The organism is Paraburkholderia sp. CNPSo 3274 (assembly GCF_024206475.1).
Classification (GTDB): domain Bacteria; phylum Pseudomonadota; class Gammaproteobacteria; order Burkholderiales; family Burkholderiaceae; genus Paraburkholderia.
Genome location: NZ_JAMBPR010000030.1, coordinates 106,507 through 129,481, shown reverse-complemented (window position 1 = coordinate 129,481; position 22,975 = coordinate 106,507). Strand labels below are relative to the sequence as shown.

Here is a 22,975-nt window from a genome sequence, read left to right as displayed (position 1 = left end):
GAAACCGGCTCGACCAACGGCTAATGAAGCGGGAGTCACAGCGCAGCCGCTGCATGATCGCCTCACGTGTCTCTCCGTCGTCAAGCATCAGGATCAACCGGGCACGCCGCGTGTCTGCTGCGCGCACCGTTTGACTACGAGCCGCCGACAGCAATTGTTTGCGCTCAAGCGTGGTTAAGTTCATCTTTTCCATGTGTTTCATTGAATACCAAATAAGGTGCTTTTTCAATGACGCAATGGACTAGTTCGCAGCGCACTCATGATCGTTCAGCCAAACGTTTTGTGGATCGGAGCGGTGGCACAAGATCGGCAAGTAAGACACCATCCTTGTAGCAATTACATCGGTTCTTGCTCTCCGGGGAATGAGGGATCGCCCCGGCCACCGGACCGCAGGCGCTCTTTCGCGCGCAGGCGGCGCGCAACACTTTGGGCGTTGCGGGTGTGCTCGCGAAGTGCACCTGCAGCGCGGACATGCCAAGCAACCCTCGTGCCATTTTTCAAAGAGATCCGGCTCGTTCCGATGCCGCTAGAGAAGACGACAGCCCGACGCATTCCGGAACGGCTCTATATTCGGCGATCGTCTGATCTCGTCGCCTGTAGCCAATCACGCCCGGTGGACGACGCTTCGACGGTCGCGCCGCGTACTTGCTCCCATCGATGCCGGCGCGAAAGCCATTTTGGGCATCTGGGAAAGGGAATGGCAGACCGGAGCAGCGTTCCATCGATTTATCCCCCCGTCGTCGGATCTGCCTGGTCGGGCAATTGCCGCGCGACTCAATCTAACGCGGATGCTTTGCGGGCTCCTGGCCTCGTTGCCATTTCTTTCTGTCTCCGATCAGAGAATCCCGTCTTGTGCCGAAGTTAGCAGACGAACGTGTTTGCATCGTGATCACCGCAGCATCCCCAATGCGGGACGGGACAGGTGCCGAGGCTGCCATCCCGATCGCTTGCCGGCGCTCTGTGACCGCAGGTGTGCCTGTTGTCATGACCGACGTGTAGGTCAGATTCTCGATATGCGTGAAGGATAAGGTTTGCAGCGTGGCGACGAACGAATTGCCGGGGATAAGCCAGACATCCGAGTCGCCGACCAGACCGCTTGCCGCCATGGCCAGAAAAGCAATCTCAAGAAGCAGGCAAACGAGTGGCGAACGAAGGACCGACGGCGCAAAGGCATCGAGGCGCAGGCGATGAGCGACAAATACCCGCGAACACGAAAGCGATCAATGGAGGGGTAGTTGCCTCGTAATAAATAGCTGGCTCGTGAAATTTTTGCCCGTCGCGCGCGTGCGCCCGTAAGCGCGCGTAGTTCCCAATGGGTGCTTTGAGCTGCATCGTGCAAAATATCCGCATCCAAAATGCGGAGGATGGTCCGTGGGCGTCAACTTCGACTTGAACGACTTGCAGGCGTTTAGAGCAGTGGTGGAGCTCGGAAGCTTCCGCAAGGCCGCCGAGGCGGTGAGTATCTCGCAGCCGGCCTTGAGCCGCCGGATTGACAAGCTAGAGGAAGCGCTCGGCGTACGGCTGTTCGAGCGCACCACGCGCAGCGTTACGCTGACCACTGTCGGCCGCGTATTCGCGCGCAGCGCCGAACAGTTGCTCGATGATCTCGACGTCGCGTTACTCGGCATCCGCGATGTTTCTTCGAGCAGATTGGGTCACGTCACCGTCGCCTGCGTGCCTTCAGTGGCCTACTACTTCCTGCCAGGCGCCGTCGCGAGTTATCACCGGCGCTTTCCACGCATTCGGGTCAAGATGCTGGACGTGAGCGCCAACGAGGTGCTCTCCGCCGTAATCAGCGGAGAGGCAGATTTCGGCGTGAGCTTTGTGGGCAGCCAGGAGTCCGAGGTCGAGTTTAAAGTGCTGCTGCAGGAGCGCTTCGTTGCCGCCTGCCGTCGTGATCACCCCCTTGCGCGCAAGAAGCGTGTGACCTGGAACGAGCTTTACGAGCATGAGTATGTCTCGGTGGACAAGACTTCCGGCAACCGACTATTGCTCGATCAGGCGCTCTCGAACGTGGCGCCGCGCTCGCCGAGTGTCTGCGAGACGCGTCATGTCACGACTATGCTTGGTTTAGTCGAAGCGGGGCTGGGTGTCGCCGCGGTGCCTTCGATGGCCATGCCCGGGCACGATCACCCCATCCTCACGAGTGTGCCGCTCGTCGAACCGGTGGTCAGGCGGCGCGTTGGAATCGTAAGACGCCGAGGCCGTCCGCTTACACCGGCCGCGCAGGAGTTTCACAGAACGATTATCGAGATGAGGCGCGACGGCTTCGCAAGCAGCGACATCTTGGGCGAAACCGCATATGCGAAAAAGAGGTCGAGCAGTAAGGCCGCATCGTGAGATCGGTAAGAGTGCTTCGTTCCATGGATCTTCGGGTCGTACTGAGCATGGAGTTCTGCATCTCGCTCGATCATTCCTTGCCGCTAGTGGGCTGCGCCGGTCGTCTTCTGCCCGATCGTTTGCGGGGGCATGTCGCTTGTTGCGATGTGGGAAGGCGCTTGCGATCGTACGTGTTCTGCCCGAATGCTCGGGGCCGCAGCGCAGCTGCGGCTGGGGCAGTGAGAAGCGAGCCGGAGAGGTGACCGGAAGGCTGCCCAGGGCACGCCTTCCTTCAGGTTTGTCTCAGTGAGTGGAGACGGTATCGAGCCCCGTCGATTTCACTTCGGCTTGTACGCCAGGTGACGCAAGATAGTCGAGCAGGGCTTTCGCTTCTTTCGGATGCTGTGCGTTGACGGGAATACCCGCGGCGAAGCGGGTGACGGACTGCAGAGACTCGGGGATTTTTCCGACGAAGGTCGCCCCCTTGACGGGCAACAACTCGCTCACCTGCTGGAAGCCGATTTCGTAGTCGCCGTTCGCCACCACTGAGGCTACTGGAATCCGCGGGATCATCTTGGCCTTCGGCCTGACCTGATCTTCGATGCCGAGTTTCTTGAACAATTCCCGCTCAATATAAACACCGCTCGCGCTGTCCGAGTAGGCGATCGACTTCGCATGCAGCAGCGTCTGCCGGAGGCCGTCTGCCGAGCTGATATCGGGTTTCGTCGCGCCTTCACGCACGACCATGCCGATTCGCGAATCGGCCAACTCGACCCGTGATCCGGGGATGACCTTGCCTTCCTTGATCAGTTCGTCAAGTGCATAACCAACCATGATGACAGCGTCCGCAGGTTCGCCCCGCGCGAGCCTGTTGGGGATCGCTTCTGGCGATTTGCCCATCGACGGACCAAGCGCGGTGTCGAGCGTGTTGCCCGTCCCGGATGCGAACTTCGGACCCAGCACCTTATACGCCGCGGTAAAGCCGCCCGAGCTCATGACGTGCAGGTCGGCGGCCTGTACGTTCGCCCCGGCAGCCGAGGTTGCGACGAGCGTTGCCGCGCACAGTTTCAGAAGCAGATTTTTCATGATCAGAGTCGTTCAGATAGCCGGTAATAGACGCTTTGCAATGAGATGCGCGTTAATGCGCCGGCGTCAACGTTGCCGCGCGCCGGCGATAGAGCGCGAACGTCGCGAAAAGCGCACAGGCTGCGGCGAAGCTCATCCAGTAGCCGGGTGCGGCTTTATCGTTGGTCATGTGAATGAGCGCCGTCGAAATCGCTGGCGTGAAGCCGCCGAAAACCGCCGTCGCGAGGCTATAGGCGAGCGAGAAGCCCGCAACGCGTACTTGCGCCGGCATCACTTCAGTGAGTGCAGCGATCATCGCGCCGTTATAGATGCCGTACATGAACGAGAGCCAAAGGAGGGCGAGTAGCATGTTCAGGAAGCTCGGCGCATGCGCAAGCAGTGACAGTGCGGGGTAGGCGGTTGCGATGGTGAGCATCGTCATGCCAACGAGGAGCGGCCTGCGGCCGATCCTGTCGGAGAGGGCTCCGCCGATCGGGAGCCACACGAAGTTCGATATGGCGACACACAGCGTCACGAGCAAACTATCGGCGGTGCTCAGGTGCAGGACCGACTTGCCGAAAGTCGGCGCGTAGACCGTGATGAGATAGAAGCTCGCGGTGGTCATCGCCACCAGCATCATGCCAGCGATCACGACCGCCCAGTTCTGGACCAGCGTGCGGAACACTTCGTTCATCGTGGGACGATGCTGGCGCGCCTTGAACTCCTGCGTTTCTTCCAGGTTGCGCCGCAGCATAAAAATGAACGGCACGATCATGCAGCCGACCAGGAAGGGGACTCGCCATCCCCAGGCCGCAATAGCCGTGGCGGTCAGCGACTGGTTGAGCGCGAAGCCCAGGCCCGCGGCCACGACAATCGCTACCTGCTGGCTCGCGGACTGCCAGCTCGTGAACAAACCCTTGCGGCCGGGCGTGGCCATCTCGGCGAGGTACACCGACACTCCCCCCAGTTCAGCGCCCGCCGAGAACCCTTGCAGCAGCCTGCCAACGAGCACCAGCGCGGGCGCCAGAGGGCCGATTGTCGCGTAGCCCGGTACGAACGCGATCAGGATCGTGCCGCTCGCCATGATGGAAAGCGTGACGATGAGGCCCTTGCGACGGCCGACGTCGTCGATGTACGCGCCGAGCACGATTGCGCCCAGCGGGCGCATCAGAAAGCCGGCGCCGAAGACCGCGAACGTCATCATCAGCGAGGCAAATTCGCTCGTCGCGGGAAAGAAGACGCTGGCGATTTGCGTCGCGTAGAAGCCAAACAGAAAGAAGTCGAATTGCTCCAGAAAATTCCCGGCCGTTACGCGGAAAACTGCCGCAGCCTTTGAACGACCCGGCGAAAGGGTAGAGGGCGAAGGGTGCATCAATGTGTCTCCTGAAATCCCGAAATACGCGGTGGTCCGCTCTTGTCCTCCGGGAATACTGGCCGATGTCCAATAAAACGATAAGTGCAATCTTTTGAACGATTGATGTTTTTTGGTTATCAATCGACGCCGTCGGCGGCATCTTCGGATTCAGCGCACAGGCCACGAAACGACACTGTGAAGCGGGGGCGCATGTCCCATATCGCGTCTGGCGATGCGAATGATCGTTATTTTGTGTGGCGCAACGACTGCTCACGTCCGCGCTTCTCGTGCCTGCTTGCCCGGAAAAGCTTTCAGGCATGCGCGCACCTGTCAATTTTCCAATTGGTCTGGCTGAACTGCGCTGTTCCACGTAGTGAAACTAGCGCCTTGGCGTTCTCCGTGTGGCAACCATAATCGTGTTCATGCGGGATCCGGCCGGGCGGTCCGGGCGGGAATACCCATTCCGCAGCCAATAAATGACTGGAGACGCCATGCAAGCAGTGACAAGTCCCTCGCCCAAGGCGACGGCCGCCCAGCATTCGATGACCGAAGCGGCGTACCGCAAGGTAACCTGGAGGCTAATGCCGCTGCTCTTCGTCTGTTATGTCTTCGCTTATATCGATCGGGCAAACATCGGTTTTGCCCACCTTCAGTTCCGCCGCGATATCGGCCTGTCCGAAGCCGCATTCGGTCTTGGTGTGGGGCTTTTCTACCTTGGCTACATGCTGCTGGAGGTGCCCAGCAATCTCTGGTTGCAGCGTATTGGTATACGCCTGACCCTGTTGCGCATCATGACCTTCTGGGGTGTGGTGTCGGTTTCGACCGCATTCGTCCGTACCCCGATGCAGTTCTATTTCGCTCGCATACTGCTCGGAGTCGCCGAAGCTGGCTTCTTTCCCGGTGTCATCCTTTACTTTACCTACTGGTTTCCCGCCGCACGGCGTGCGCGGGTGACTTCCCTCTTCATGACCGCGATTTGCGTGTCGGGCATAGTCAGCGGACCGGTGTCCGGGCTGATACTCGAACGGCTCAGCGGCGCGCTCGGGCTGAACGGCTGGCAATGGATGTTCATCCTTGAGGGCGCGCCCTCCATCCTGGCCGGTATCGCTGCCTGGCGATGCCTGACTGACCGGCCCGAACAGGCGAAGTGGCTCAATGCTGAAGAAAAGCAAATCGTGCTCGATGCGCTGCGCCGCGAGGCCGCGCTGAAAGAGACACGAGCACCGAAGTCCATCTGGGTCGCACTGCGTGAGCCCAGGTTCTACTTCCTGACGTTTGCCTATTTCAGCGTGCCCTGGGCCAGCATCGTCGTCCATATCTGGGCGCCCAGCGTCATCAAGAACAGCGGCGTGACGAACTTCTGGCATATCGGTGCGCTCTCGGCGATTCCCTACGTGGTGGGAGCGGCCGCCATGTATCTGATGGGACGCAGTTCAGATCGCAGGCTCGAACGGCGCTGGCATTTCATGGTCAGTGCAACGCTTGCCGCAGGCGGGGTCGTGTTGCTGCCGTTGTTTGCGCATGACGTCGGCGCATTGATGGTGCTGCTGTGCGTTGCCACGGCTGGCTATCTCGGCATGCTCTCGCTCTTCTGGACCTTGCCGCCGGCCTATCTGAAACCGGCCGTGGCAGCGAGCGGAATTGGCCTGATCAGCAGCCTTGGCCAGTTTGGCGGCATCTTTGCGCCGACGGTCATCGGTCTTGCGTCCTCGCGTCTGGGCAGCACCGCGATGGGGCTTTACGCCGTCGCGCTCGTTTCCCTGCTCGGTGGCATGGCCGTCGTGCTCGGCGTACCGAAGCGCTCGGTCAGCGAGCAATGACTCAGTCGCTTTCCAGCACCGCCATCGCATGAACGATGGCCTCGCGCAACTGCAGCAGCGGGGCCGCGAGCGCCGTCGAGACGTCTGATGGGGTATCGGTCGTGCGCACACTGAAATTCAGCATGACCGGCGGATGCCCGGGTACCGTCAACGGCGTCGCAAGTGCGACAACTTCGGGCTGCCAGCTCGCCACACAGTAGCCAAGACGACGAACGTGATCGATTGCCTCGAGGATCTGCCGCCGGATTGGCTTCCAGTGCCGGCTGCCGCGGCGCTCCAGCGATGCAAGCCGCCGCGCGCGTTCGTCATCGTCCAGGGTCGACAGGTGTGCGCGTCCCAGCGCGGTCAGCTCCATCGGTACCCGCTGGCCGGAGACGACCGTGCGCAGCGAAGCTCGCTGGTTATAGCGAAAGGATTCGAGATAAACCATGTCGTCGCCGTCGGCCGCTGCAAGTCCCACGTTGATCTGGCGCTTCTGGGCGACTTCGCGCATGAGTGGCGTGCTGGCCTGCAGGATTCTGGAGCCCGTGCGCATCGCATGGGCCACGCTCAGTACCGGAACGCCAAGCCGGTAGACCTGGCGCACCGCATCGTGCTGGAGAAAGCCGCACTCCACCAGCGTGCGAGCAAGGCGGCTCACTGTGGCTTTCGGCAATCCGGTGCGCTCGACGAAGTCGCCGTTGCCGAGCGCGTCGGCACCCGGCCCGAAAGCTCGCAGCAATAGCAGCCCTCGTTCGAGGGAGCGGTTCAACACGGTTTCAGAGGCATGGCGAGGCATCTTTTCGGAAGCGTTCATCGTATCGAGATCAGGTGTTGCGCAACAGGCGCGGTGACGGGCTAGCGGCGAAGCTCGTACAAACGTAGCGGCCTGGACCATCGCGAGCCGCCATGAATTGTCTTCATCAACAGGAGCATTGAAAAGTCATGAATATCCCGATCAGGCACGTCAGTCTACGGATTGTTGCACCGATGCTGCTCGCGCTGTGCGGTGCAATGAGCGCACAGGCCGCAGACATCCACGTTCTCGCAACCGGAGCCTTGTCAGCGGCGTTCAAAATGATCGCTCCGGCGTTCGAGAAGTCAACCGGCAACAGGTTGATCGTTTCGTGGGGTCCGTCATACGGGACATCGAGCGATGACCTGCCGGTGCGGATCAGGAACCACGAACCGATGGACGTGTGTTTCATGATCGGTGCCGCGCTCGACGAACAGATTCACGAGGGCCGTTTCGTCGAGAACACACGCACCGATGTCGCGATATCGCGCGTCGGCATCGCGGTACGTGCGGGTCTGCCGAAGCCCGATATCCATTCTGCCGACGCGGTTCGATCAGCCTTGCTCAATGCACGCTCCGTTGCCTTCTCGGAGGGGGCAAGCGGCAATTATGTGACCGGGACCCTGTTTCCCAAGCTTGGCATTACTGATGCCATGAAAGGCAAGATGGTCCAGATCAAAGGCAAGGAACTGGTTGGTGTCGCCCTCGAACGGGGGGAGGCGGATATGGGCCTGCAGCAGATCAGTGAGCTACGCGCGATTGATGGCATTCAGTACGTCGGACCGCTTCCGGAGCCGCTGCAAAAGATGAGCGTGATTTCCGCAGCCGTCGCTCGCGAGGCCGCCGAGCCCGACGCCGCAAGGGCGCTGATCCGTTATCTCCAAACGCCCGGGGCGAGAAGCATCCTCGAAGAGGCCGGTCTTGATCCGGTCGAGGCCGGCACCCAGCAGTGAGCGTGGCGCGCGTTTGCAGTGTCGCGCACGAAAAGGGCTTCTGTTTCACCCAGTGGAACGAGGCCAATTCGGGGCGACGCAGCCAAAGCTATGCTCCATCACACGACACGCTGCCTGTGCGGCAGCGCCAGCACCACCTCACATCGTCCACCTCGAACAGGCATCACAATCATGAATACCCCGATGATTCAACTTGCAGTGGAATCCGGCGTCGCGGTCATCACACTGAACCGCCCGGAAAAGCGCAACGCCATCACTGACGACATGCGCACTGAGTTAATTCACACGCTCGAAAAAGTGTCATCTGATCCAGCGGTGCGGGCCGTCGTGCTGACTGGCAACGGCAAAGGCTTCTGTGCAGGCGGTGACGTGAGCGGCATGGCGCAGCGCATGGATGCGCCTGCGGGCGAGGTCGCGTTCAACGGCTGGTCCCGGCAACAGCGCGTGCATCACAGCGTGAACCTGCTCTATTCGATGCCCAAGCCGACCATCGCGGCAGTGAACGGGGCAGCGGCGGGTCTTGGCGCGGACATGGCGTTGGCCTGCGATTTCGTCATCGCCTCGGAAGATGCCAGCTTTGCATGGAGCTACATCCGGCGCGGTTTGATTCCGGATGGCGGCGGCCTGTATTTCCTTCCGCGGCGCGTGGGGTTGCCGCGCGCGAAGGACTTGATTTTCAGCGGCCGCCGGGTCGATGCGAAGGAGGCGCTCGACCTCGGTATCGCCGATCGCGTATGTGCTCCGCAGCGGTTGCTCGAGGAGGCACAAGCCTGGGCGCAGGAGCTTGGCCAGGGTTCCGCGACGGCGCTAGCGCTTGGCAAGACGCTCCTGAACCAGAGCTATGAACTGTCCGCCAGTCAGGTATTTGCTCAGGGCAGCCAGGCGCAAGCGGTCTGCTATACGAGCCGTGAGCATCGCGAAGCGGTGCACGCTTTCCTGAACAAGGCGCAATGAGAATGGAAACCGACATGAACGCAATCGCCCATCTGATGCGTCCGGAAAGTGTCGCGGTGATCGGTGCATCGTCCGATCCCTCGAAGACCTCCGGCCGGCCCGTGGCCTACCTGAAGAAGCACGGTTTCGCGGGAACCGTCTATCCAGTCAATCCGCGCTACGAAGCGATCGAAGGGCTGACGTGCTATGCGGACGTCGCGTCGCTGCCCGCTGCGCCCGACGTCGGTATCGTGCTGCTCGGTGCAGAGCGTGCGCATGCCGCAGTCGCTGAATTGGCGAAGCGCGGCACGCGCGCGGCTATCGTGCTCGCAAGCGGCTATGCAGAGACCGGCGCGCAGGGCGCGCAACGCCAGGCGCAACTGCTGGAGGCAGCAGGCTCGATGCGACTGCTTGGTCCCAATACGATCGGCCTCGTCAACCTGACCGACCGCATCACACTCTCGGCAAGCGGCGCGCTGGAAACGGATGGCTTCCGCGCGGGCTCTATCGGTGTGGTGTCCCAGAGCGGCGGCATTCTCGGCGCGCTGCTGTCGCGCGCGGCCGCGTGCGGCATTGGACTTTCGAAGCTGGTATCGACCAGCAACGAAGCCGATCTGGATATGGCGGACTTCATCGACTATCTCGTCGACGACGACGCAACCTCCGTCATTGCGCTGTATATGGAAGCGATACGCCATCCGGAGAAATTTCGCGCCGCCGCACTGCGCGCCGCGCAGGCGGGCAAGCCCGTGGTTGCGTTCAAGATTGGCCGGTCGGAGTCGGGGGCACGTTCGGCCGTGTCGCACACGGGTGCGCTTGCCGGCTCGGATCGCATGTACGACGCGTTGTTCCGCCAGACTGGCGTGATCCGGGCGGCCACTTTTGCGGACCTGCTGGACCTTCCCAATGCACTCTCCATCGGCCGGCGGCCAGCGGGTAAGCGTGTCGCGATTCTGACTTCGACCGGCGGCGCGGGCACCCTTGTTGCCGACAGTCTGGGTGTCGCCGGCTTTGAAACGCCCGCTCCCGACGATGCGACGGCGGCCTGTTTGCGGGCCCTGCAAACAGGTGACCACGCCGTGCTCGATCGCAACCCGATCGACGTCACGCTTGCCGGCCTGCAGCCCGAATTGTTGCGTGGTGCGATTCGAACCTTGCTTGACAGTCCCAGCTATGATGCAGTCGCCGTGATTGTCGGATCATCGGGACTGGCAATGCCCGATCTGATGGCGGGGGCGATTCGCGATTCCCTGCCAGGCACGAACAAGCCGGTAGTCGCGTACGTGAGTCCGCACGCGCCGGCGATTACCCGTTTGCTGAACGGTGAGGGTGTCCCGGCGTTCACGAGCCCCGAAAGTGCAACGAGCGCGATCGAAGCGATGTGGCGGTATGGCCAGACGTTGCATACTGGGCGTTCGGGGCCGACACCGCCCGCGCGTGTTCATTTCGACCAGAGCGAACTCCCCTCAGGCTCGCTCGATGAAGCACAGGCGAAAGCGCTGTTCGCACGGTTTGGCGTGCCGTCAGTGAGGGAGGTGGTGGTCAGTGACGCCGCCCAGGCTGAAGATGCGGCGCGTACGTTCGGCGAAAAGGTCGTGTTGAAGATGCTCTCGAACACCGTCACGCACAAAAGCGACATCGGTGGCGTTGCCGTGGGCGTGCCCGGGGGTTCCGTCGGCGCGCGTCTGAACCGGATGCGCGATGATGTTGAAACGGCAACGGGCGTGCCTGTGCGGGCTTTCCTGATCCAGGAAATGGTGACGGGAGGGGTCGAAATGATTCTGGGACTCCATCGCGATCCACTGGGTACTGCGGTGCTTCTGGGCATGGGCGGCGTCACGGCCGAACTGATCAAGGACACCTCGATGCGCATGCTCGATCCCGAGTGCGGTCTCTCGCACGAAGAGGCACTGGAGCTGATCCGGGAGCTGAAGACGTTTCCCCTTCTCGACGGGTTCCGCGGACGCCCGCGCGCGGACATTGATGCGCTGGCGTCTGCGATCGTCGCATTCGCCCGGATGGCGACCGAGCTGGGTTCCCGGCTGATCGAGGCGGAAATCAATCCGATCTTCGCATTGCCTCAGGGCCAGGGCGTACGGGCTGCGGATGGCGTCGCGGTGATCGGGCAGACTTTTGCGGAGGTCCCGCAACCCGGGCACTAGCACGTGTTGCCAGCAAACGCTCGGTTCAAGAGGGGGCGCGAATCGCAAATGTAACAAAATATTTCAACGCGGCAAAAGGATACGGCGGACGGTCCCAAGGCGGTAGACCGTACGTCCGAGGGCGCGCTTGCGCGCGCTGCGCGGCTGCGGCTCCACGGGGCAGGGCGGCTGCCGACCGCCGTCCGCATCCAGGCTGTCGTCGGCTTCGTCGAGCGCCCGCCACACGCCACCCTTCACCGGTCGGAAGAGCCACCGCAGGTAGCCGCGTCGCGCGGCCAGTCGCATCAGGCCATCGCGATCATTCGCACCGTCGATGAGCGCTTCGTCGGGCGGCATGCCGTTTCCGTAGTCGCCAAACGCCTGGCGGCAGGCGAGCGCTTCGGCAGCGCCGGCGCCGATCGCATTGCAGCCGCGCCGCTCGATGCGCTCGACCTCCCACGCACCGAACTGCCAGGCCGCGTCGAGCAGCATGGCGTCGACGGCTTCTACCCTCTGCCAGGGCGCATCAATCTGGATGGCGGTGCCGGGGACTGGCCGCGCCGGTATCTCCACGCCGGGCAGCATGAGCGGCGTTGCGCGCCGGAAACCGTGCCAGTGGAGTATCGCGATGAGCGGCGTATTGACCCGCGCAGCGGCGCTGACAGTGACCGCGAAGAGCGGCAGGCGCACGCTTTCGGCCTGTTCCCGAAGCCTGTCGAATAGGTCCATGAAGCCTCCTGTGGCATGTTGCAAGGACCACTTGAAATTTCCGTTCCATGGGCTATTTTATGCATCGTTCCGGCAGCCGCGACAAGCGTTGCTGTCATGCAGCCATACTCCGGTGCGAAATCACTGGCGCTTGCGGCTACCCTTTACAGATCGCGAGGTCGCCGGGGCGCGCAATTGGCGCAGTCGATGCAATCCGGTTGTCCTTCCAGAACATGGAGGAGGATACGATGAGCCCTGATCCGAAAAGGTGGAATCCCTTCAAGTTCCTTCGAGCAGCCTCCCGCAAGTCCGATGCGCAAGGCCGGGAAAGCACGTCGGCGAGCGAAAACGAACGTGCCTCAATGCCCGACATCGCGCGACTGTTTTCACGCGAACCATGGCGCGCAATGGAGGAATTTTTTCTTGACCCGTTTGCGGGCCGTGGCGCGCTCGACCGGTGGTTTGGCGACTTCAGTTCGTCGCGTTTCCAGCCGCGTATCGACGTTGTCGATGAAGGACCGGTGCTGCGTGTGAGTGCCGAACTGCCCGGAATGGAGCGCGAAGACTTGAAAGTGAGCGTCGAGGACGGCGCGATCGTGCTCCAAGGTGAGAAGAAGCAGGATGTACACAGTGAGGAGAACGGCTGCTACAGGCTGGAGCGTGCCCACGGGCGCTTCGTGCGCACGATTCCGATGCCGGAATACGCCGATCCCGGTCGCGCTCTGGCGAAGTTCGACAATGGCGTTCTCACGTTGACGATTCCGAAAATGGAACCAGCGCCGTCCGCGCGCCGGACGATCGATATCGGTTAGGGCAAGCACGGGAAAGCGCTGTGACGGCGAGGGTAAAAGTCGACCGGGTCGTTAGCTCAGCTGGTAGAGCAGCGGACTTTTAATCCGTTGGTCACTGGTTCGAATCCAGTACGGCCCACATCAAACCGGGGGTTGTGCGTCGCAGCGGCCACGGGACGCTGCGGCGTGCGCAAACTCGCGCCGGTCCCTGAAGCCTGTCGCCATCGTCTATGAAACTTCGCTCGTGACATGCTGCGGCGCCTCTTGAAATTTCCGTTCTATGCGCTATTTTATCCATCGCTCAGGCAGTCGCGACAAGCGCTGCGTGTTTCGATTTGTTTGTCGGCGGGGTTTCCCACGGACAGGCGGACTGGAGCGCGTGGTTCCATTCGGCGCGTGGTTCCGTTCGTCCTCCGTGTCGGCCCCGGTTTTCCAGGAGCCAGTCATGAGCGATCCCTTCTTCAGCACCGATCTGCTGGGCGAATTCGACCGCCTGCAACGGCAGATGGCCAGCCTCTTTGCGGGGTTTCCCGCAAGCCTGCGCGCTACACGCACCGAGACGTTTCCGCTACTCAACATCGGCAGCACCGACGACAGTGTCGAGATCGTTGCGTTTGCACCGGGGCTCGATCCGGCGGCGATCGACGTCTCGATTGATAAAGGACTGCTGACGATCAGTGGTGAACGCAGGCCGCCCGAGCGGCAAGCGGGTGACGATACGCGCGTGTATGCCAGCGAACGCTTCATGGGCACGTTCCGGCGCGTCATCGAGCTCCCCCAGCACGCGGATCCCGGGAACGTCAATGCGCGCTATGCAAATGGTTGCCTGACCATCAGCATCGGACGTTCCGAGGCGTCGAAGCCGCGCGCGGTCACCGTGCAGTGAGCACAGTGTGAACCATGAGATCACGGAGGACACCATGAACGACAGCACTGAACTGGCCACGGGCGCGACGCGCAACGACATCGCCGACCGTGAGCGCGGCGAACCCGCGAAGCAGCCGGCCCGCCTCACGCCCGCAGTCGACGTGTTGGAGGACAGCAGGGGCATCACGCTATATGCGGACCTGCCGGGGGTACCGCGCGAGAAGCTCGATGTGCGGGTACAGGACGGCAATCTGACCATCGAGGCGGAGGCGGTGATTCCGACACCATCCGGGCTGAGGCTGCAGCATGGCGAAGTTCGCCACCCGCAATTCCGGCGCGCCTTCGCGCTCAGCCCGGACTTCGACGTTTCGCGCATCGACGCGCAACTGCGCGATGGCGTGCTCAGGCTGACCATCCCTCGCCGTGAGGAAGCGAAACCCCGTCGTATCGAGGTGAGCGTTGGTTAGGCACATGCACAGGAATGTTTCCGGTCGTGCGGCGCAGCCCGCCGGGTCCGCGCCGTTTCGGCACATGCGCTCAGACAACCATGGACGATACACGCAATCAGAACTGGAAGGGCTTCGCGATCGAAACCAGCGCTATTGCTGTGCGGCACTGCGTACTTCCGCAGGGATCAGGCAGGTACATGGCCATTGTGCGTATCCGGCGCGGCGAGCAGACGGTCGAGGACTGGCACCTGCCTTGCGTCGCACAGCGCTGGGCGAGCGCGGACGACGCACATCGGGAGACGATCGAGTACGCCATACGCGCGATCGATGCGGGACGCTTCGCAGATGCGAGGCCAGCGGAATCAGCCGGGTGAAGATGCTCCTCTGCAGGGTAAAACTGCCCGCGTCGGGTATCCAGTCCGCTTCGTTTTTCTGCACGGTGCCCCGGTTCACGGTTCCATTCTTGACGGTAGACGGCAATGCTCAGTCCACACGAATTCTCAACCCTGATGCTGGTTCGTCATGCGCCGGACCAGCTCGACATGAACCGCGCCGAGCTAGACGCGCTTCTCGAACGGCAACTGGTGATGTTGGAACACTGCGCCGCAGGCAGGCGGCGCGCGCACCTGACGGAAAGGGGGCGGACAGTCCTCGACGTGCTGGCGGATCGCCATACGCCGCCGGCGCTTGCGCACCGAATGCAATCGTCCGCGAGCGCGCCCACGATATAGACCTCGGTTCTCCTCGTGGTTCGTGTTCGAGATGAACACCGAGGAGAGCCGCTCGAACATGAGCTTGCCGTCGGGCTTCGGATACTCGATCGGCTTGCACTGCGAAGCGGGCTTGAGCATTTCGTGGTCGCGATGCTGGTGATGCAGCGTCCACGGCACGTTGCCGCCCAGCAGCTTCTGCTCGATGCCCACCATCAGCGTGCCCAGGTACAGGCCCTTGCTCATCCACTGCTTGAAGTTGCGCGCCTTGTAACGCGCTATCCACATTCCACTGTCCGGCGAGACTCACGATCACCGGAAAAATGCACTGGCTGGCCGGCGCGCGCCAGCAACTGACCGTCCTGCGAATGCAGGTCGATCGCTGCGGTGTCGATGGGCAGCAGCGTACGGTCGTAGCCTGCGAACTGCGAGAACTTCGCGGGGCCATCGAGGGTCGCGATGCTCACGCGCCACGGCGGGGCACCGAGCTGCTCCGCGCCGCGCGCGAGGGTGCGCGTCGTGCCTGCGCCATTGGCCCAAGGCTCGGGCGGCAGACGCGTGCCGTCGATGAAACGCACGGCGCAGACTTCGGCGGCGCTTGCATCAGCAGAAGGAGCGGGCAGGCGTGCGCTCATGCGCTCGTCCCCGCACGCTGCACGTGAGATTCGAGCGCGCCGACCACGTCGAAGAGGTCGCCGACAAGCCCCACATCGGCCACCGAGAAGATCGGCGCGTCCGGGTCCTTGTTCACGGCGACGATGAACTTCGAGTCCTTCATGCCGGCGAGGTGCTGGATCGCGCCCGAGATGCCGAATGCCACATACACGTCGGGCACGACGCTGCGACCGGTCTGTCCGACCTGCGCGGCGTTCGGCGCATAGCCGGCATCCACGGCGGCGCGCGAGGCGCCGAGCGCCGCGCCGAGCTTGTCGGCGAGCTTGCCGAGGCGCGCCATGTTCTCCTGTGAAGCGAGGCCGCGTCCACCCGCGACCACCACGCGCGCGCTGCCGAGGTCTTGCCCGCTCTGCCCGGCGGCGCGGCGCTCGACTAGCCGCGTGGCTGTGAACGGCGAAATAGGTGCGAGCGCAACGACCTGCGCCGCGCCGCCTTCCGCCGCGACCGGCGCGAATGACGAAGACCGCACGCTCGCATAAGTGCGCGCCGTGGCGCTCGTCACCGTCGCGACCACGCTGCCCGCATAGAGGCCGCGCACGAACTGCCTGCGCTCGCGAATGGCGATCACGTCGGCGATAAAGGCGCCTTCGGTGAGCGCCGCCGCGCGCGGCAATGCAGCGCGGCTGGAGGCGCGGTGCGCCGCGAGCACCGCCGAATACTCTCCGGCGAGGGCGTGCAATTGCGCCGCGATCGTTTCCGGTGTGAGCGCATCGGCTGCGCCAGCGGATGCGACCAGCACGCGCTCGACACCACTCACATGCGCCGCCGCTGCCGCACTCGACGCATCGAATACGAGCAGATCGAGGGGTTGCCCCAGTTGCAGCGCCGCGCCCGTCACGCGCAGCGTCACATTGGAAATCGATCCCACGTCGGTGTCGGCCAGGACCAGCGTTCTCATAGTCAAACTCCCACGGTTTCGAATACGCGTTGATCGGCGAGCGCTGCGAGCAGCGCTTCGATACTGTCCACTTTCACGCCAGGCCCGCGCACGGGCGGATCGTTCAGTTTCAGCACGTGGCTGCGGGCGTTCGACACGCCGCCGAGCGCCGCCGCTTCGCGCGTGGCGAGCGGCTTCTGCTTTGCCTTGACGATGCTCGGCAGCGTCACGCGGCGCGGCTCGGCCAGGCGCAGATCGGCGCTGATCACGGCGGGGCCGTCGAGCTGCCACGTGGCGGTGCCCGCATCGTCGCCACAGCTCGCGCGCCAGCCGCCGTCGATGGCGTCGAGCGTGCTCGCGTTGAGCGCCTGCGGCCAGCCCAGCAGCGCGGCGAGCATGGCGGCCACGCCGCCCACGTCGCCGTCGATGGCCTGCTTGCCGCACAGCACGAGACCGTAGTCGACCTCGTTCATGTGTGCGGCCACGAGCCGCGCGACGGCGAGCGAATCGAGCGTGGCCGTGGCCGCCCCCGTGTCGATCAGCACCGCGTCGTCGGCCCCCATGGCGAGCGCGGTGCGCAGCACGTCCTGGTGCGCGGACAGGCCGCAGGTCAGCACCGTGACGTGCGAGGCCACCCCGGCTTCCTTCAGTTGCAGCGCTTTTTCGAGCGCGCATTCGTCGAACGGATTGAGCGACATCTTGAGCCCCGCCGTTTCGATCGCGCCGGCTGCGCTCACGCGCACGCGCACGTTCGGATCGACCACGCGCTTGACGGGCACGAGAATGCGGACAGTCATCTGTTTTTCTCCTGTTTGCATGCAAAAGCACATTGCGTGCTGGCGTTACGACACCGCGCCCAGACCGTACTTGCCGGTCAGCAGCGCGCCGCTTGCAAAGCGTTCGAGTGCGTACGGTTGGAGAGAGACGTCGGTGGGCAGGCCGAGCGCGTGCTGGGCGAGCAGCTTGCCGATGCCCGGCGAGAGCTTGAAGCCGTGACCCGAGAAGCCGAAGCCCACCGTGAGGCCTTCCACGTCGGCAACGTTGCCGAGCACGGGGTTCCAGTCGGGCGTGACGTCGTACACGCCGGTCCACGACGAGGCGAGGCCCGCCGTTTCGTAGGCGGGAAAGTGTTCGGCCACCTGTGCGCCGACTTCGGCCACATAGTCGAGAGAGATTTCGCCCTGCTCGGTCTCGGGCGCATTGAGCGTTTCGCCCACTACACCTTCGGAGACCAGCATCTGGCTGCCGCCGTAGCTGCGGAAATAGAGCATGCCCGGCGAGCCGAGGTCCTTGAACGCGGGCATGGCGAACGTGTAGGGGGCGGCTTCGCATTCGAGCGCGAGCACGGTATGGCGCTCGGGCTTAACCGGCAGCGGCACGCCGATCCATTCGGAGAGTTCAGGCGTCCAGATGTTTTGCGTGCTGACGAGCGTGCCGCAACCAAAGCGTCCCGCCGACGTTTGCACGCCCACCACGCGGCGGCCTTCGCGCACGAGGCCGGTCACGCGCACCCCTTCCATGATCTTCACGCCGCGGCGGCGCGCAGAGCGTGCGAAGCTGGTCGCGACGAGGTAGGCGTCGGCGAAGCCGGCTTCGGGCTCGAAGCCGATCAGCGCGGCGTCGTCGAAGGTGGCGATCGGCAGGCGCGCCTGCGCCGTCTGGCGGTCGAGCAGTTGTACCTCGATGCCCATTTCCTGCTGGGCGCGCAGCGAGGCTGCCAGCGGGTCGAGCTTGTCGCCCTCGGGCGCGCTGATCATGTAGCCGCATTTGACGAGGCCGCAGGAGGCTTCGTCGTCGCCGAGATAGTCGGCGAAATTGTTGAAGGCCCACCAGGAAGCGCGGGCGAGTTCGACGTTCTGGCGCACCGAGTAATGCGTGCGCAGCAGCCCGGAGGACTGCGAGGTGGTGCCCGCGCCGATCGTGCCCTGATCGAGGACGAGAACGCTTTTCGCGCCGAGCGCGGCGAAATGGTGGGCGACGGACGTGCCGATCACGCCGGCGCCGATCACGACATAGTCAAAGTGGCTCATGGGGCCCCCGTGGGTGAACGATGGGCAAATTCTGCGTCCCAGGTGCGCGCCATTATTTTGTATTAGGCAAACTTATGGCTCATCACCGCAAGCACTGATCCTCCGCGTGTTGGCCGTCCAGGGCCGCATCATGCGCAGACGGAGCGCAAAGCGGCCCGCGTCATTTGCACAAACATCCGTGGAGCTCCTCATGAGACGTACCCACGCGCCTATCGACCTCAACGCCTTGCAGGCCTTTCTCGCGGTGTGCGAGACCGGATCGATGACCGGCGCGGCCAAGCAGCTAGGCGTGAGCCAGAGCGCAGTAAGTCAGGCCATCGCGGCGCTGGAGCGCGATCAGGGCGTGGTCCTGTTCGATCGCGAAAGCCGGCCTCCACGGCCGAACGTCGCGGGCCGCGCGCTGCTCGAACTGGCAGGCTCGCTGCTCGAGCATGCGCAGATGGTCAGCGCGCGCATTGGCGACGCATCGAACGCGGGCACGTTGCCGGTACGGCTTGGCTGCGTGGATTCGTTCGCGGCGACCGTGGGCCCGGAGCTGATTCGCGCGGTGTCGGGCTCGGCACGGCAGATTGCGTTGTGGTCCGGCTTGACCCCTGGCTTGAGCAAGCAGTTGCACGATCGCGAGCTCGATCTCGCGGTGTGCACGCAGACGACCCTCAACGACGCACGCATCGTCGAGGTGCCGCTTTTTTCGGAGGCGTTCGTCGTGGTCGTCTCGCGCGCGTTGCTTGCGGAGCGCGGGAACATCGACTGGCGCACGCTTGTGCTCGAAATGCCGATGATCCGCTACACGCCTCGCTCGGTGATCGGACAGCAGGTCGAGCGCTATGCGCGGCACCTCGGCATCAACAGTCCGCGCCGCTATGAATTCGACGCGACCGATCCGCTCCTGAGCCTCGTCGCGGCCCGGCTCGGCTTCGCGATTTCCACGCCGTTGTGTCTCTGGCAGGCGCGCCATTATTTGCCCGAGATCGCCGTGTTGCCGCTGCCGGCCGGACGGCTCGGGCGGCGCGACTTCTTCCTGCTGCATCGGCAGGGCGAGTGGGACGCGTTTGCGCACGAGATCGTTGCGTTGACGCGGCGCGTGCTGGACGCCCCCATCAGGCCGGCACTCGCGCGCGCGCTGCCGCAACTGCCCGAAGACGCATTGATGTAGCGGATCTGCAATATTTTTGTACGAGAGGAGTGTAGCGATGTCCGAATTGTTTTCGCTGGAGCGCGGCGACGCGCCGTTGCTGGTATCGATTCCGCATCTGGGCACGCGGATTCCCGCGGCACTGCGCCATTTGTATACGGACGAAGCGCTCACCGTTGCCGATACGGACTGGCATCTCGATCGCCTTTATGCCTTTGTGCGCGAGCTTGGCGCGACGGTGATCGGCGCGCGCGTCTCACGCTATGTGATCGACCTGAACCGGCCGCCTGACGACGAAAGCCTCTATCCGGGCCAGACGACGACAGGCCTGTGCCCCGGCGAAACGTTCCGCGGCGAACCTATATACAAGCCCGGCTGCGCACCCGACGCGGCGGAGCGGGCCACGCGCGTCGCGCAATACTGGCAGCCGTATCACGACGCGCTCGCGGCGGAGCTTGCGCGGCTGCGCGAGCGTCACGCGAACGTGCTGCTTTGGGAAGCGCATTCCATCGCGAGCGTGCTGCCGCGCCTGTTCAACGACAAGCTGTCCGACCTCAACCTGGGCACGCAGGACGGACGCACGTGCGCGGCAGCGGTGCAGCAGGCCGCTGTCGATGCGATGGCCGCGAGCCCGTACAGGTGGGTCGCGAACGGCCGCTTCAAGGGTGGCTACATCACTCGCCACTACGGCGCGCCGGAACGCGGCATACATGCGGTTCAACTGGAGATGTGCCAGTCCACCTACATGAACGAGCATGCGCCATTCGACTACAGGGCGGAACTCGCCGAAGCCATGCAGCCCACGCTTTCCCGCATGGTTGGGGCGGCGCTCGACGCGGTGAAGGCGCTCGCACCGACGCTCCGCGTTCATAAGTATTTCTGATAATCGAGCGTAAGCCCGCGTCCCGATTCAGTGCAGCAGCGCACGGCAGGCAGGAAAACCGCGCACCGTCAGCAGGCAAACGCCGGTGCGAGCGAATCGGGAAGGTAAGCGGGACAGGGCCGGCGTGCACGCCAGGCGTTTATCAGCAGGAATTTTTAGTTCATGACGATAAACATGGCACGGACGTTGCATAAGAAGCAGCACAGGCGAGATTGCAAGGCTTGCGTCTCACTCGGCGGTTCCCGGCGGATAGATGAAGATCGACAGGAACTGGATGGGCGTCTTGATGAGGCGCTCGGGGCCGTGCGGAATATCGGCCTGGAAGGTGAGCGTGTCGCCGGGATGGAGGATGTAGGTTTGCTGGCCGTGGCGGTATTCGATCACCCCCTTGAGCATGTGAATGAACTCGGTGCCCGGATGCTCGAAGGTCGGAAAACGCTCCGCTTCGTCTTCGAGGGTGATGAGGAAGGGCTCGAAGGCTTTGCGCGGGCCCTGGTCGTAGGCGAGCAGATGGTAGGTGTGGCCGCGTTTGGTGCCCTTGCGAACGACTTCCATGCCCGCGCCTTTCTTGACGAGTTGCGCGTCGCCTTGCGGCACGTCGAAGTTGCGAAAGAGCGCGGAAAGGGAGACGCCGAGCGCCTGGGCGATGCGGTGCAGGACGTCGAGCCCCGTCGAGGTCTGCGCGTTCTCGATCTTCGAGAGCATGCCGCGGCTGATGCCGGCTTGTTCGGCCACCTGCGCGATGGTCAGCGCGTGGCGCTGGCGCAAGTCGCGAATGGTGGCGCCCAGAAAGCGCTCGAGCGCAGTTTTGCTGTCGTCCCCAGTGTGCATGATCGGCCTCGGTAGAAATGCTTGACGCGTAGCTGGCCGGCACGCGGTGGCGCGCGCCGGCTGTTTCACGTCATGAAGCATTGTTGCATGGGAGGAAAAGGAATTCCAGACGGAGCGCGTAACGAGAAGTGCGTAACGAGTGCAATGGCGGGTGCGCGTGAGCGCCCTGAACGATGGCCAGCAAGTCCCCGGAACCGGCCCAGGCGCGATGTGCCCAGCCTCTTTCAACCGCAAACGGAGTTGGTGCAAGGAGTGACGATGAATCTGAACGACGCGAGTAAGCTGCCGCTCAGCGAGCCCGGAAGCGTGCCCAGTTTCGACTCGGCAGAAAACGCGCAAGGCTGGCTTGCTCAGCAGGGCGTGAAATACGTTTTGGCGCAGTTCGTCGACATCCATGGTGTCGCAAAGGCCAAGTCGGTGCCGGTCGCGCATTTGAAGACGGTGCTCAAGGCGGGAGCCGGCTTCGCAGGGTTTGCGATCTGGGGTGTCGGCATCGAGCCGAACGGCCCCGATTTCATGGCAGTCGGCGATCTCGCGACGCTCACGCCCGTTCCGTGGCAGCCGGGCCTCGCACGCATCGTCTGCGAGGGGCACGTGAACGGCGAAGCGTGGCCGTTCGATTCACGCGTCACGCTCAAGCGCCAGGTAGCACGCCTGACCGAGCGCGGCTGGACCCTTTTCACAGGGCTCGAGCCGGAATTCTCGCTGCTGCGCCGCTCCGCTAGCGGAACCCTCGAACCGTGCGACCCCAGCGACACGCTGGCGAAGCCGTGCTACGACTATAAGGGGCTATCGCGCACGCGGGTGTTTCTCGAGCGGCTCACCGAAGCACTGCGCTCGGTCGGCATCGACGTCTACCAGATCGACCACGAGGACGCCAACGGCCAGTTCGAAATCAACTACACGTACACCGACTGCCTGACGTCGTGCGATCACTACGTGTTCTTCAAGATGGCCGCGTCGGAGATTGCCAACGAGATAGGCATGATCTGCTCGTTCATGGCGAAGCCGTTCGCGAACCGGCCCGGCAACGGCATGCACATGCACATCTCGATCGGCGACGGCAAGCGCAATCTGTTCGCCGACGGCGGCGACCCGCTGGGCATGGGCCTGTCGAAGCTCGGCTACCGGTTCACCGCCGGCGTTCTTGCGCACGCCCCCGCGCTCACCGCGCTGTGCAATCCGACCGTCAACTCGTACAAGCGCCTCGTGGTGGGGCGCTCGCTCACCGGCGCGACGTGGGCGCCGGCCTATGTGAGTTATGGCGACAACAACCGCTCGACCATGGTGCGCATGCCCGGCGAGCGCATCGAACTGCGTCTGCCGGACGGCTCCTGCAACCCGTACCTCGCAACGGCCGCCGTGATTGCCGCGGGGCTCGACGGGATCGACCGGCAACTCGATCCGGGCGCGCCTGCAAACGAAAACCTTTACGAGTGGTCGTCGGAGCGACTTGCCGCGCACGGCATTGCGGTGTTGCCGCAAAACCTCGAGCAGGCGCTCGACGCGCTCGAGGCGGACACGCTGATCTGCGAAGCGCTCGGCCCCGTGGCCGGTGAGTTCCTCAAGCTCAAGCGCATGGAGTGGCTCGAATACATGCGGCACGTGTCCGACTGGGAACTCAAGAGCTACCTCGAATTTTTCTAAGGAGAACACACA

24 protein-coding genes, 1 tRNA gene and 1 pseudogene are annotated in these 22,975 nt (G+C 63.4%); 14 read left to right on the top strand and 12 right to left on the bottom strand.

Annotated elements, in window-relative coordinates; all coding sequences use genetic code 11:
• A partial coding sequence (locus M3I54_RS21425; protein WP_254339565.1) for a helix-turn-helix domain-containing protein occupies positions 1-193 on the bottom strand: 193 nt, incomplete at its 3' end.
• Between the two features lie 586 nt (positions 194-779).
• Entirely contained in the window at positions 780-1,106 is a 327-nt protein-coding gene (locus M3I54_RS45380) for a hypothetical protein (RefSeq protein ID WP_375542180.1), read from the bottom strand.
• 265 nt (positions 1,107-1,371) lie between these two features.
• On the opposite strand from M3I54_RS45380, the gene M3I54_RS21415 reads away from it, so the two are divergent.
• Complete coding sequence (locus M3I54_RS21415) at positions 1,372-2,340, top strand: LysR family transcriptional regulator (RefSeq protein WP_254339564.1); 969 nt, start codon at positions 1,372-1,374, stop codon at positions 2,338-2,340.
• Positions 2,341-2,622: 282 nt separating this feature from the next.
• On the opposite strand, the gene M3I54_RS21410 is transcribed toward M3I54_RS21415, so the two are convergent.
• Together M3I54_RS21410 and M3I54_RS21405 are read right to left on the bottom strand one after the other, a co-directional pair.
• On the bottom strand, positions 2,623-3,405 hold the full coding sequence (locus M3I54_RS21410; protein WP_254339563.1) for a substrate-binding domain-containing protein: 783 nt from the start codon (positions 3,403-3,405) through the stop codon (positions 2,623-2,625).
• Positions 3,406-3,457: 52 nt separating this feature from the next.
• A complete protein-coding gene (locus tag M3I54_RS21405; RefSeq protein WP_254339562.1) occupies positions 3,458-4,756 on the bottom strand; it encodes an MFS transporter in 1,299 nt (432 codons plus the stop codon).
• 458 nt (positions 4,757-5,214) lie between these two features.
• Here M3I54_RS21405 and M3I54_RS21400 point away from each other — a divergent pair, with 458 nt between their 5' ends.
• A complete protein-coding gene (locus tag M3I54_RS21400; RefSeq protein ID WP_375542179.1) occupies positions 5,215-6,558 on the top strand; it encodes an MFS transporter in 1,344 nt (447 codons plus the stop codon).
• A gap of 1 nt (position 6,559) precedes the next feature.
• Here M3I54_RS21400 and M3I54_RS21395 read toward each other — a convergent pair whose 3' ends face one another.
• Positions 6,560-7,354, bottom strand: coding sequence for an IclR family transcriptional regulator (locus M3I54_RS21395; protein ID WP_254339561.1), 795 nt, complete (start codon positions 7,352-7,354; stop codon positions 6,560-6,562).
• Positions 7,355-7,482: 128 nt separating this feature from the next.
• On the opposite strand from M3I54_RS21395, the gene M3I54_RS21390 reads away from it, so the two are divergent.
• The 3 genes from M3I54_RS21390 (at position 7,483) to M3I54_RS21380 (ending at position 11,381) form a co-directional block, all read left to right on the top strand.
• Positions 7,483-8,286, top strand: a complete 804-nt coding sequence (locus tag M3I54_RS21390) for a substrate-binding domain-containing protein (RefSeq protein WP_254339560.1) — start codon at positions 7,483-7,485, stop codon at positions 8,284-8,286.
• Between the two features lie 171 nt (positions 8,287-8,457).
• The gene (locus tag M3I54_RS21385) at positions 8,458-9,240 is read left to right on the top strand and encodes an enoyl-CoA hydratase/isomerase family protein (RefSeq protein WP_254339558.1); all 783 of its coding nucleotides are present in this window, start codon (positions 8,458-8,460) and stop codon (positions 9,238-9,240) included.
• A 14-nt stretch (positions 9,241-9,254) separates the two neighbouring features.
• Positions 9,255-11,381 carry an acetate--CoA ligase family protein gene (locus tag M3I54_RS21380; RefSeq protein WP_254339556.1) on the top strand — a complete coding sequence of 709 codons (2,127 nt, stop codon included), beginning with the start codon at positions 9,255-9,257 and terminating at the stop codon, positions 11,379-11,381.
• A gap of 63 nt (positions 11,382-11,444) precedes the next feature.
• On the opposite strand, the gene M3I54_RS21375 is transcribed toward M3I54_RS21380, so the two are convergent.
• Positions 11,445-12,089 (bottom strand): diguanylate cyclase, encoded by a 645-nt coding sequence (locus M3I54_RS21375; RefSeq protein WP_254339554.1) that lies wholly within the window; start codon positions 12,087-12,089, stop codon positions 11,445-11,447.
• Positions 12,090-12,316: 227 nt separating this feature from the next.
• Here M3I54_RS21375 and M3I54_RS21370 point away from each other — a divergent pair, with 227 nt between their 5' ends.
• From M3I54_RS21370 to M3I54_RS21345, 6 genes are all read left to right on the top strand, one after another.
• A complete protein-coding gene (locus tag M3I54_RS21370) occupies positions 12,317-12,880 on the top strand; it encodes an Hsp20/alpha crystallin family protein (RefSeq protein ID WP_254339552.1) in 564 nt (187 codons plus the stop codon).
• Between the two features lie 45 nt (positions 12,881-12,925).
• Positions 12,926-12,998, top strand: a tRNA-Lys gene (locus M3I54_RS21365).
• A gap of 306 nt (positions 12,999-13,304) precedes the next feature.
• The gene (locus M3I54_RS21360) at positions 13,305-13,745 is read left to right on the top strand and encodes an Hsp20/alpha crystallin family protein (protein WP_254339550.1); all 441 of its coding nucleotides are present in this window, start codon (positions 13,305-13,307) and stop codon (positions 13,743-13,745) included.
• A 34-nt stretch (positions 13,746-13,779) separates the two neighbouring features.
• Positions 13,780-14,193: an Hsp20/alpha crystallin family protein gene (locus tag M3I54_RS21355; RefSeq protein WP_254339549.1), complete on the top strand. Its 414-nt coding sequence runs from the start codon at positions 13,780-13,782 to the stop codon at positions 14,191-14,193.
• A gap of 14 nt (positions 14,194-14,207) precedes the next feature.
• On the top strand, positions 14,208-14,549 hold the full coding sequence (locus M3I54_RS45150) for a DUF6566 family protein (protein ID WP_309249629.1): 342 nt from the start codon (positions 14,208-14,210) through the stop codon (positions 14,547-14,549).
• 105 nt (positions 14,550-14,654) lie between these two features.
• Positions 14,655-14,906, top strand: a complete 252-nt coding sequence (locus M3I54_RS21345; protein ID WP_254339545.1) for a hypothetical protein — start codon at positions 14,655-14,657, stop codon at positions 14,904-14,906.
• 3 nt (positions 14,907-14,909) lie between these two features.
• Here M3I54_RS21345 and M3I54_RS21340 read toward each other — a convergent pair.
• The 5 genes and pseudogenes from M3I54_RS21340 to M3I54_RS21320 form a co-directional block, all read right to left on the bottom strand.
• Positions 14,910-15,158 (bottom strand): annotated as a pseudogene (locus M3I54_RS21340) (electron transfer flavoprotein-ubiquinone oxidoreductase); the annotation flags it as partial.
• A 5-nt stretch (positions 15,159-15,163) separates the two neighbouring features.
• Positions 15,164-15,520, bottom strand: a complete 357-nt coding sequence (locus M3I54_RS21335) for a HutD family protein (RefSeq protein WP_254339543.1) — start codon at positions 15,518-15,520, stop codon at positions 15,164-15,166.
• Positions 15,517-16,458 (bottom strand): electron transfer flavoprotein subunit alpha/FixB family protein, encoded by a 942-nt coding sequence (locus M3I54_RS21330; protein ID WP_254339541.1) that lies wholly within the window; start codon positions 16,456-16,458, stop codon positions 15,517-15,519. The genes M3I54_RS21335 and M3I54_RS21330 overlap by 4 nt, the downstream gene beginning before the upstream one ends.
• Before the next feature lie 2 nt (positions 16,459-16,460).
• Positions 16,461-17,234 (bottom strand): electron transfer flavoprotein subunit beta/FixA family protein, encoded by a 774-nt coding sequence (locus tag M3I54_RS21325; protein WP_254339539.1) that lies wholly within the window; start codon positions 17,232-17,234, stop codon positions 16,461-16,463.
• Between the two features lie 45 nt (positions 17,235-17,279).
• Positions 17,280-18,467, bottom strand: a complete 1,188-nt coding sequence (locus tag M3I54_RS21320) for an FAD-binding oxidoreductase (protein WP_254339537.1) — start codon at positions 18,465-18,467, stop codon at positions 17,280-17,282.
• A gap of 190 nt (positions 18,468-18,657) precedes the next feature.
• Here M3I54_RS21320 and M3I54_RS21315 point away from each other — a divergent pair, with 190 nt between their 5' ends.
• A complete protein-coding gene (locus tag M3I54_RS21315) occupies positions 18,658-19,623 on the top strand; it encodes a LysR family transcriptional regulator (RefSeq protein ID WP_254339535.1) in 966 nt (321 codons plus the stop codon).
• A 37-nt stretch (positions 19,624-19,660) separates the two neighbouring features.
• The gene (gene hutG, locus M3I54_RS21310) at positions 19,661-20,485 is read left to right on the top strand and encodes an N-formylglutamate deformylase (RefSeq protein ID WP_254339534.1); all 825 of its coding nucleotides are present in this window, start codon (positions 19,661-19,663) and stop codon (positions 20,483-20,485) included.
• 228 nt (positions 20,486-20,713) lie between these two features.
• On the opposite strand, the gene M3I54_RS21305 is transcribed toward hutG, so the two are convergent.
• The gene (locus tag M3I54_RS21305; RefSeq protein ID WP_254339532.1) at positions 20,714-21,316 is read right to left on the bottom strand and encodes a helix-turn-helix domain-containing protein; all 603 of its coding nucleotides are present in this window, start codon (positions 21,314-21,316) and stop codon (positions 20,714-20,716) included.
• 258 nt (positions 21,317-21,574) lie between these two features.
• On the opposite strand from M3I54_RS21305, the gene glnT reads away from it, so the two are divergent.
• A complete protein-coding gene (gene glnT, locus M3I54_RS21300) occupies positions 21,575-22,963 on the top strand; it encodes a type III glutamate--ammonia ligase (protein WP_254339529.1) in 1,389 nt (462 codons plus the stop codon).
• Positions 22,964-22,975 lie beyond the last annotated feature (12 nt).

Bases quoted from the DNA above. Each gene is read 5' to 3' on its own strand.
- M3I54_RS45380 (WP_375542180.1), bottom strand. From the start codon at position 1,106: ATGGCGGCAAGCGGTCTGGTCGGCGACTCGGATGTCTGGCTTATCCCC.
- M3I54_RS21410 (WP_254339563.1), bottom strand. From the start codon at position 3,405: ATGAAAAATCTGCTTCTGAAACTGTGCGCGGCAACGCTCGTCGCAACC.
- M3I54_RS21405 (WP_254339562.1), bottom strand. From the start codon at position 4,756: ATGCACCCTTCGCCCTCTACCCTTTCGCCGGGTCGTTCAAAGGCTGCG.
- M3I54_RS21400 (WP_375542179.1), top strand. From the start codon at position 5,215: ATGACTGGAGACGCCATGCAAGCAGTGACAAGTCCCTCGCCCAAGGCG.
- M3I54_RS21395 (WP_254339561.1), bottom strand. From the start codon at position 7,354: ATGAACGCTTCCGAAAAGATGCCTCGCCATGCCTCTGAAACCGTGTTG.
- M3I54_RS21390 (WP_254339560.1), top strand. From the start codon at position 7,483: ATGAATATCCCGATCAGGCACGTCAGTCTACGGATTGTTGCACCGATG.
- M3I54_RS21385 (WP_254339558.1), top strand. From the start codon at position 8,458: ATGAATACCCCGATGATTCAACTTGCAGTGGAATCCGGCGTCGCGGTC.
- M3I54_RS21380 (WP_254339556.1), top strand. From the start codon at position 9,255: ATGAACGCAATCGCCCATCTGATGCGTCCGGAAAGTGTCGCGGTGATC.
- M3I54_RS21375 (WP_254339554.1), bottom strand. From the start codon at position 12,089: ATGGACCTATTCGACAGGCTTCGGGAACAGGCCGAAAGCGTGCGCCTG.
- M3I54_RS21370 (WP_254339552.1), top strand. From the start codon at position 12,317: ATGAGCCCTGATCCGAAAAGGTGGAATCCCTTCAAGTTCCTTCGAGCA.
- M3I54_RS21360 (WP_254339550.1), top strand. From the start codon at position 13,305: ATGAGCGATCCCTTCTTCAGCACCGATCTGCTGGGCGAATTCGACCGC.
- M3I54_RS21355 (WP_254339549.1), top strand. From the start codon at position 13,780: ATGAACGACAGCACTGAACTGGCCACGGGCGCGACGCGCAACGACATC.
- M3I54_RS45150 (WP_309249629.1), top strand. From the start codon at position 14,208: ATGTTTCCGGTCGTGCGGCGCAGCCCGCCGGGTCCGCGCCGTTTCGGC.
- M3I54_RS21345 (WP_254339545.1), top strand. From the start codon at position 14,655: ATGCTCAGTCCACACGAATTCTCAACCCTGATGCTGGTTCGTCATGCG.
- M3I54_RS21335 (WP_254339543.1), bottom strand. From the start codon at position 15,520: ATGAGCGCACGCCTGCCCGCTCCTTCTGCTGATGCAAGCGCCGCCGAA.
- M3I54_RS21330 (WP_254339541.1), bottom strand. From the start codon at position 16,458: ATGAGAACGCTGGTCCTGGCCGACACCGACGTGGGATCGATTTCCAAT.
- M3I54_RS21325 (WP_254339539.1), bottom strand. From the start codon at position 17,234: ATGACTGTCCGCATTCTCGTGCCCGTCAAGCGCGTGGTCGATCCGAAC.
- M3I54_RS21320 (WP_254339537.1), bottom strand. From the start codon at position 18,467: ATGAGCCACTTTGACTATGTCGTGATCGGCGCCGGCGTGATCGGCACG.
- M3I54_RS21315 (WP_254339535.1), top strand. From the start codon at position 18,658: ATGAGACGTACCCACGCGCCTATCGACCTCAACGCCTTGCAGGCCTTT.
- hutG (WP_254339534.1), top strand. From the start codon at position 19,661: ATGTCCGAATTGTTTTCGCTGGAGCGCGGCGACGCGCCGTTGCTGGTA.
- M3I54_RS21305 (WP_254339532.1), bottom strand. From the start codon at position 21,316: ATGCACACTGGGGACGACAGCAAAACTGCGCTCGAGCGCTTTCTGGGC.
- glnT (WP_254339529.1), top strand. From the start codon at position 21,575: ATGAATCTGAACGACGCGAGTAAGCTGCCGCTCAGCGAGCCCGGAAGC.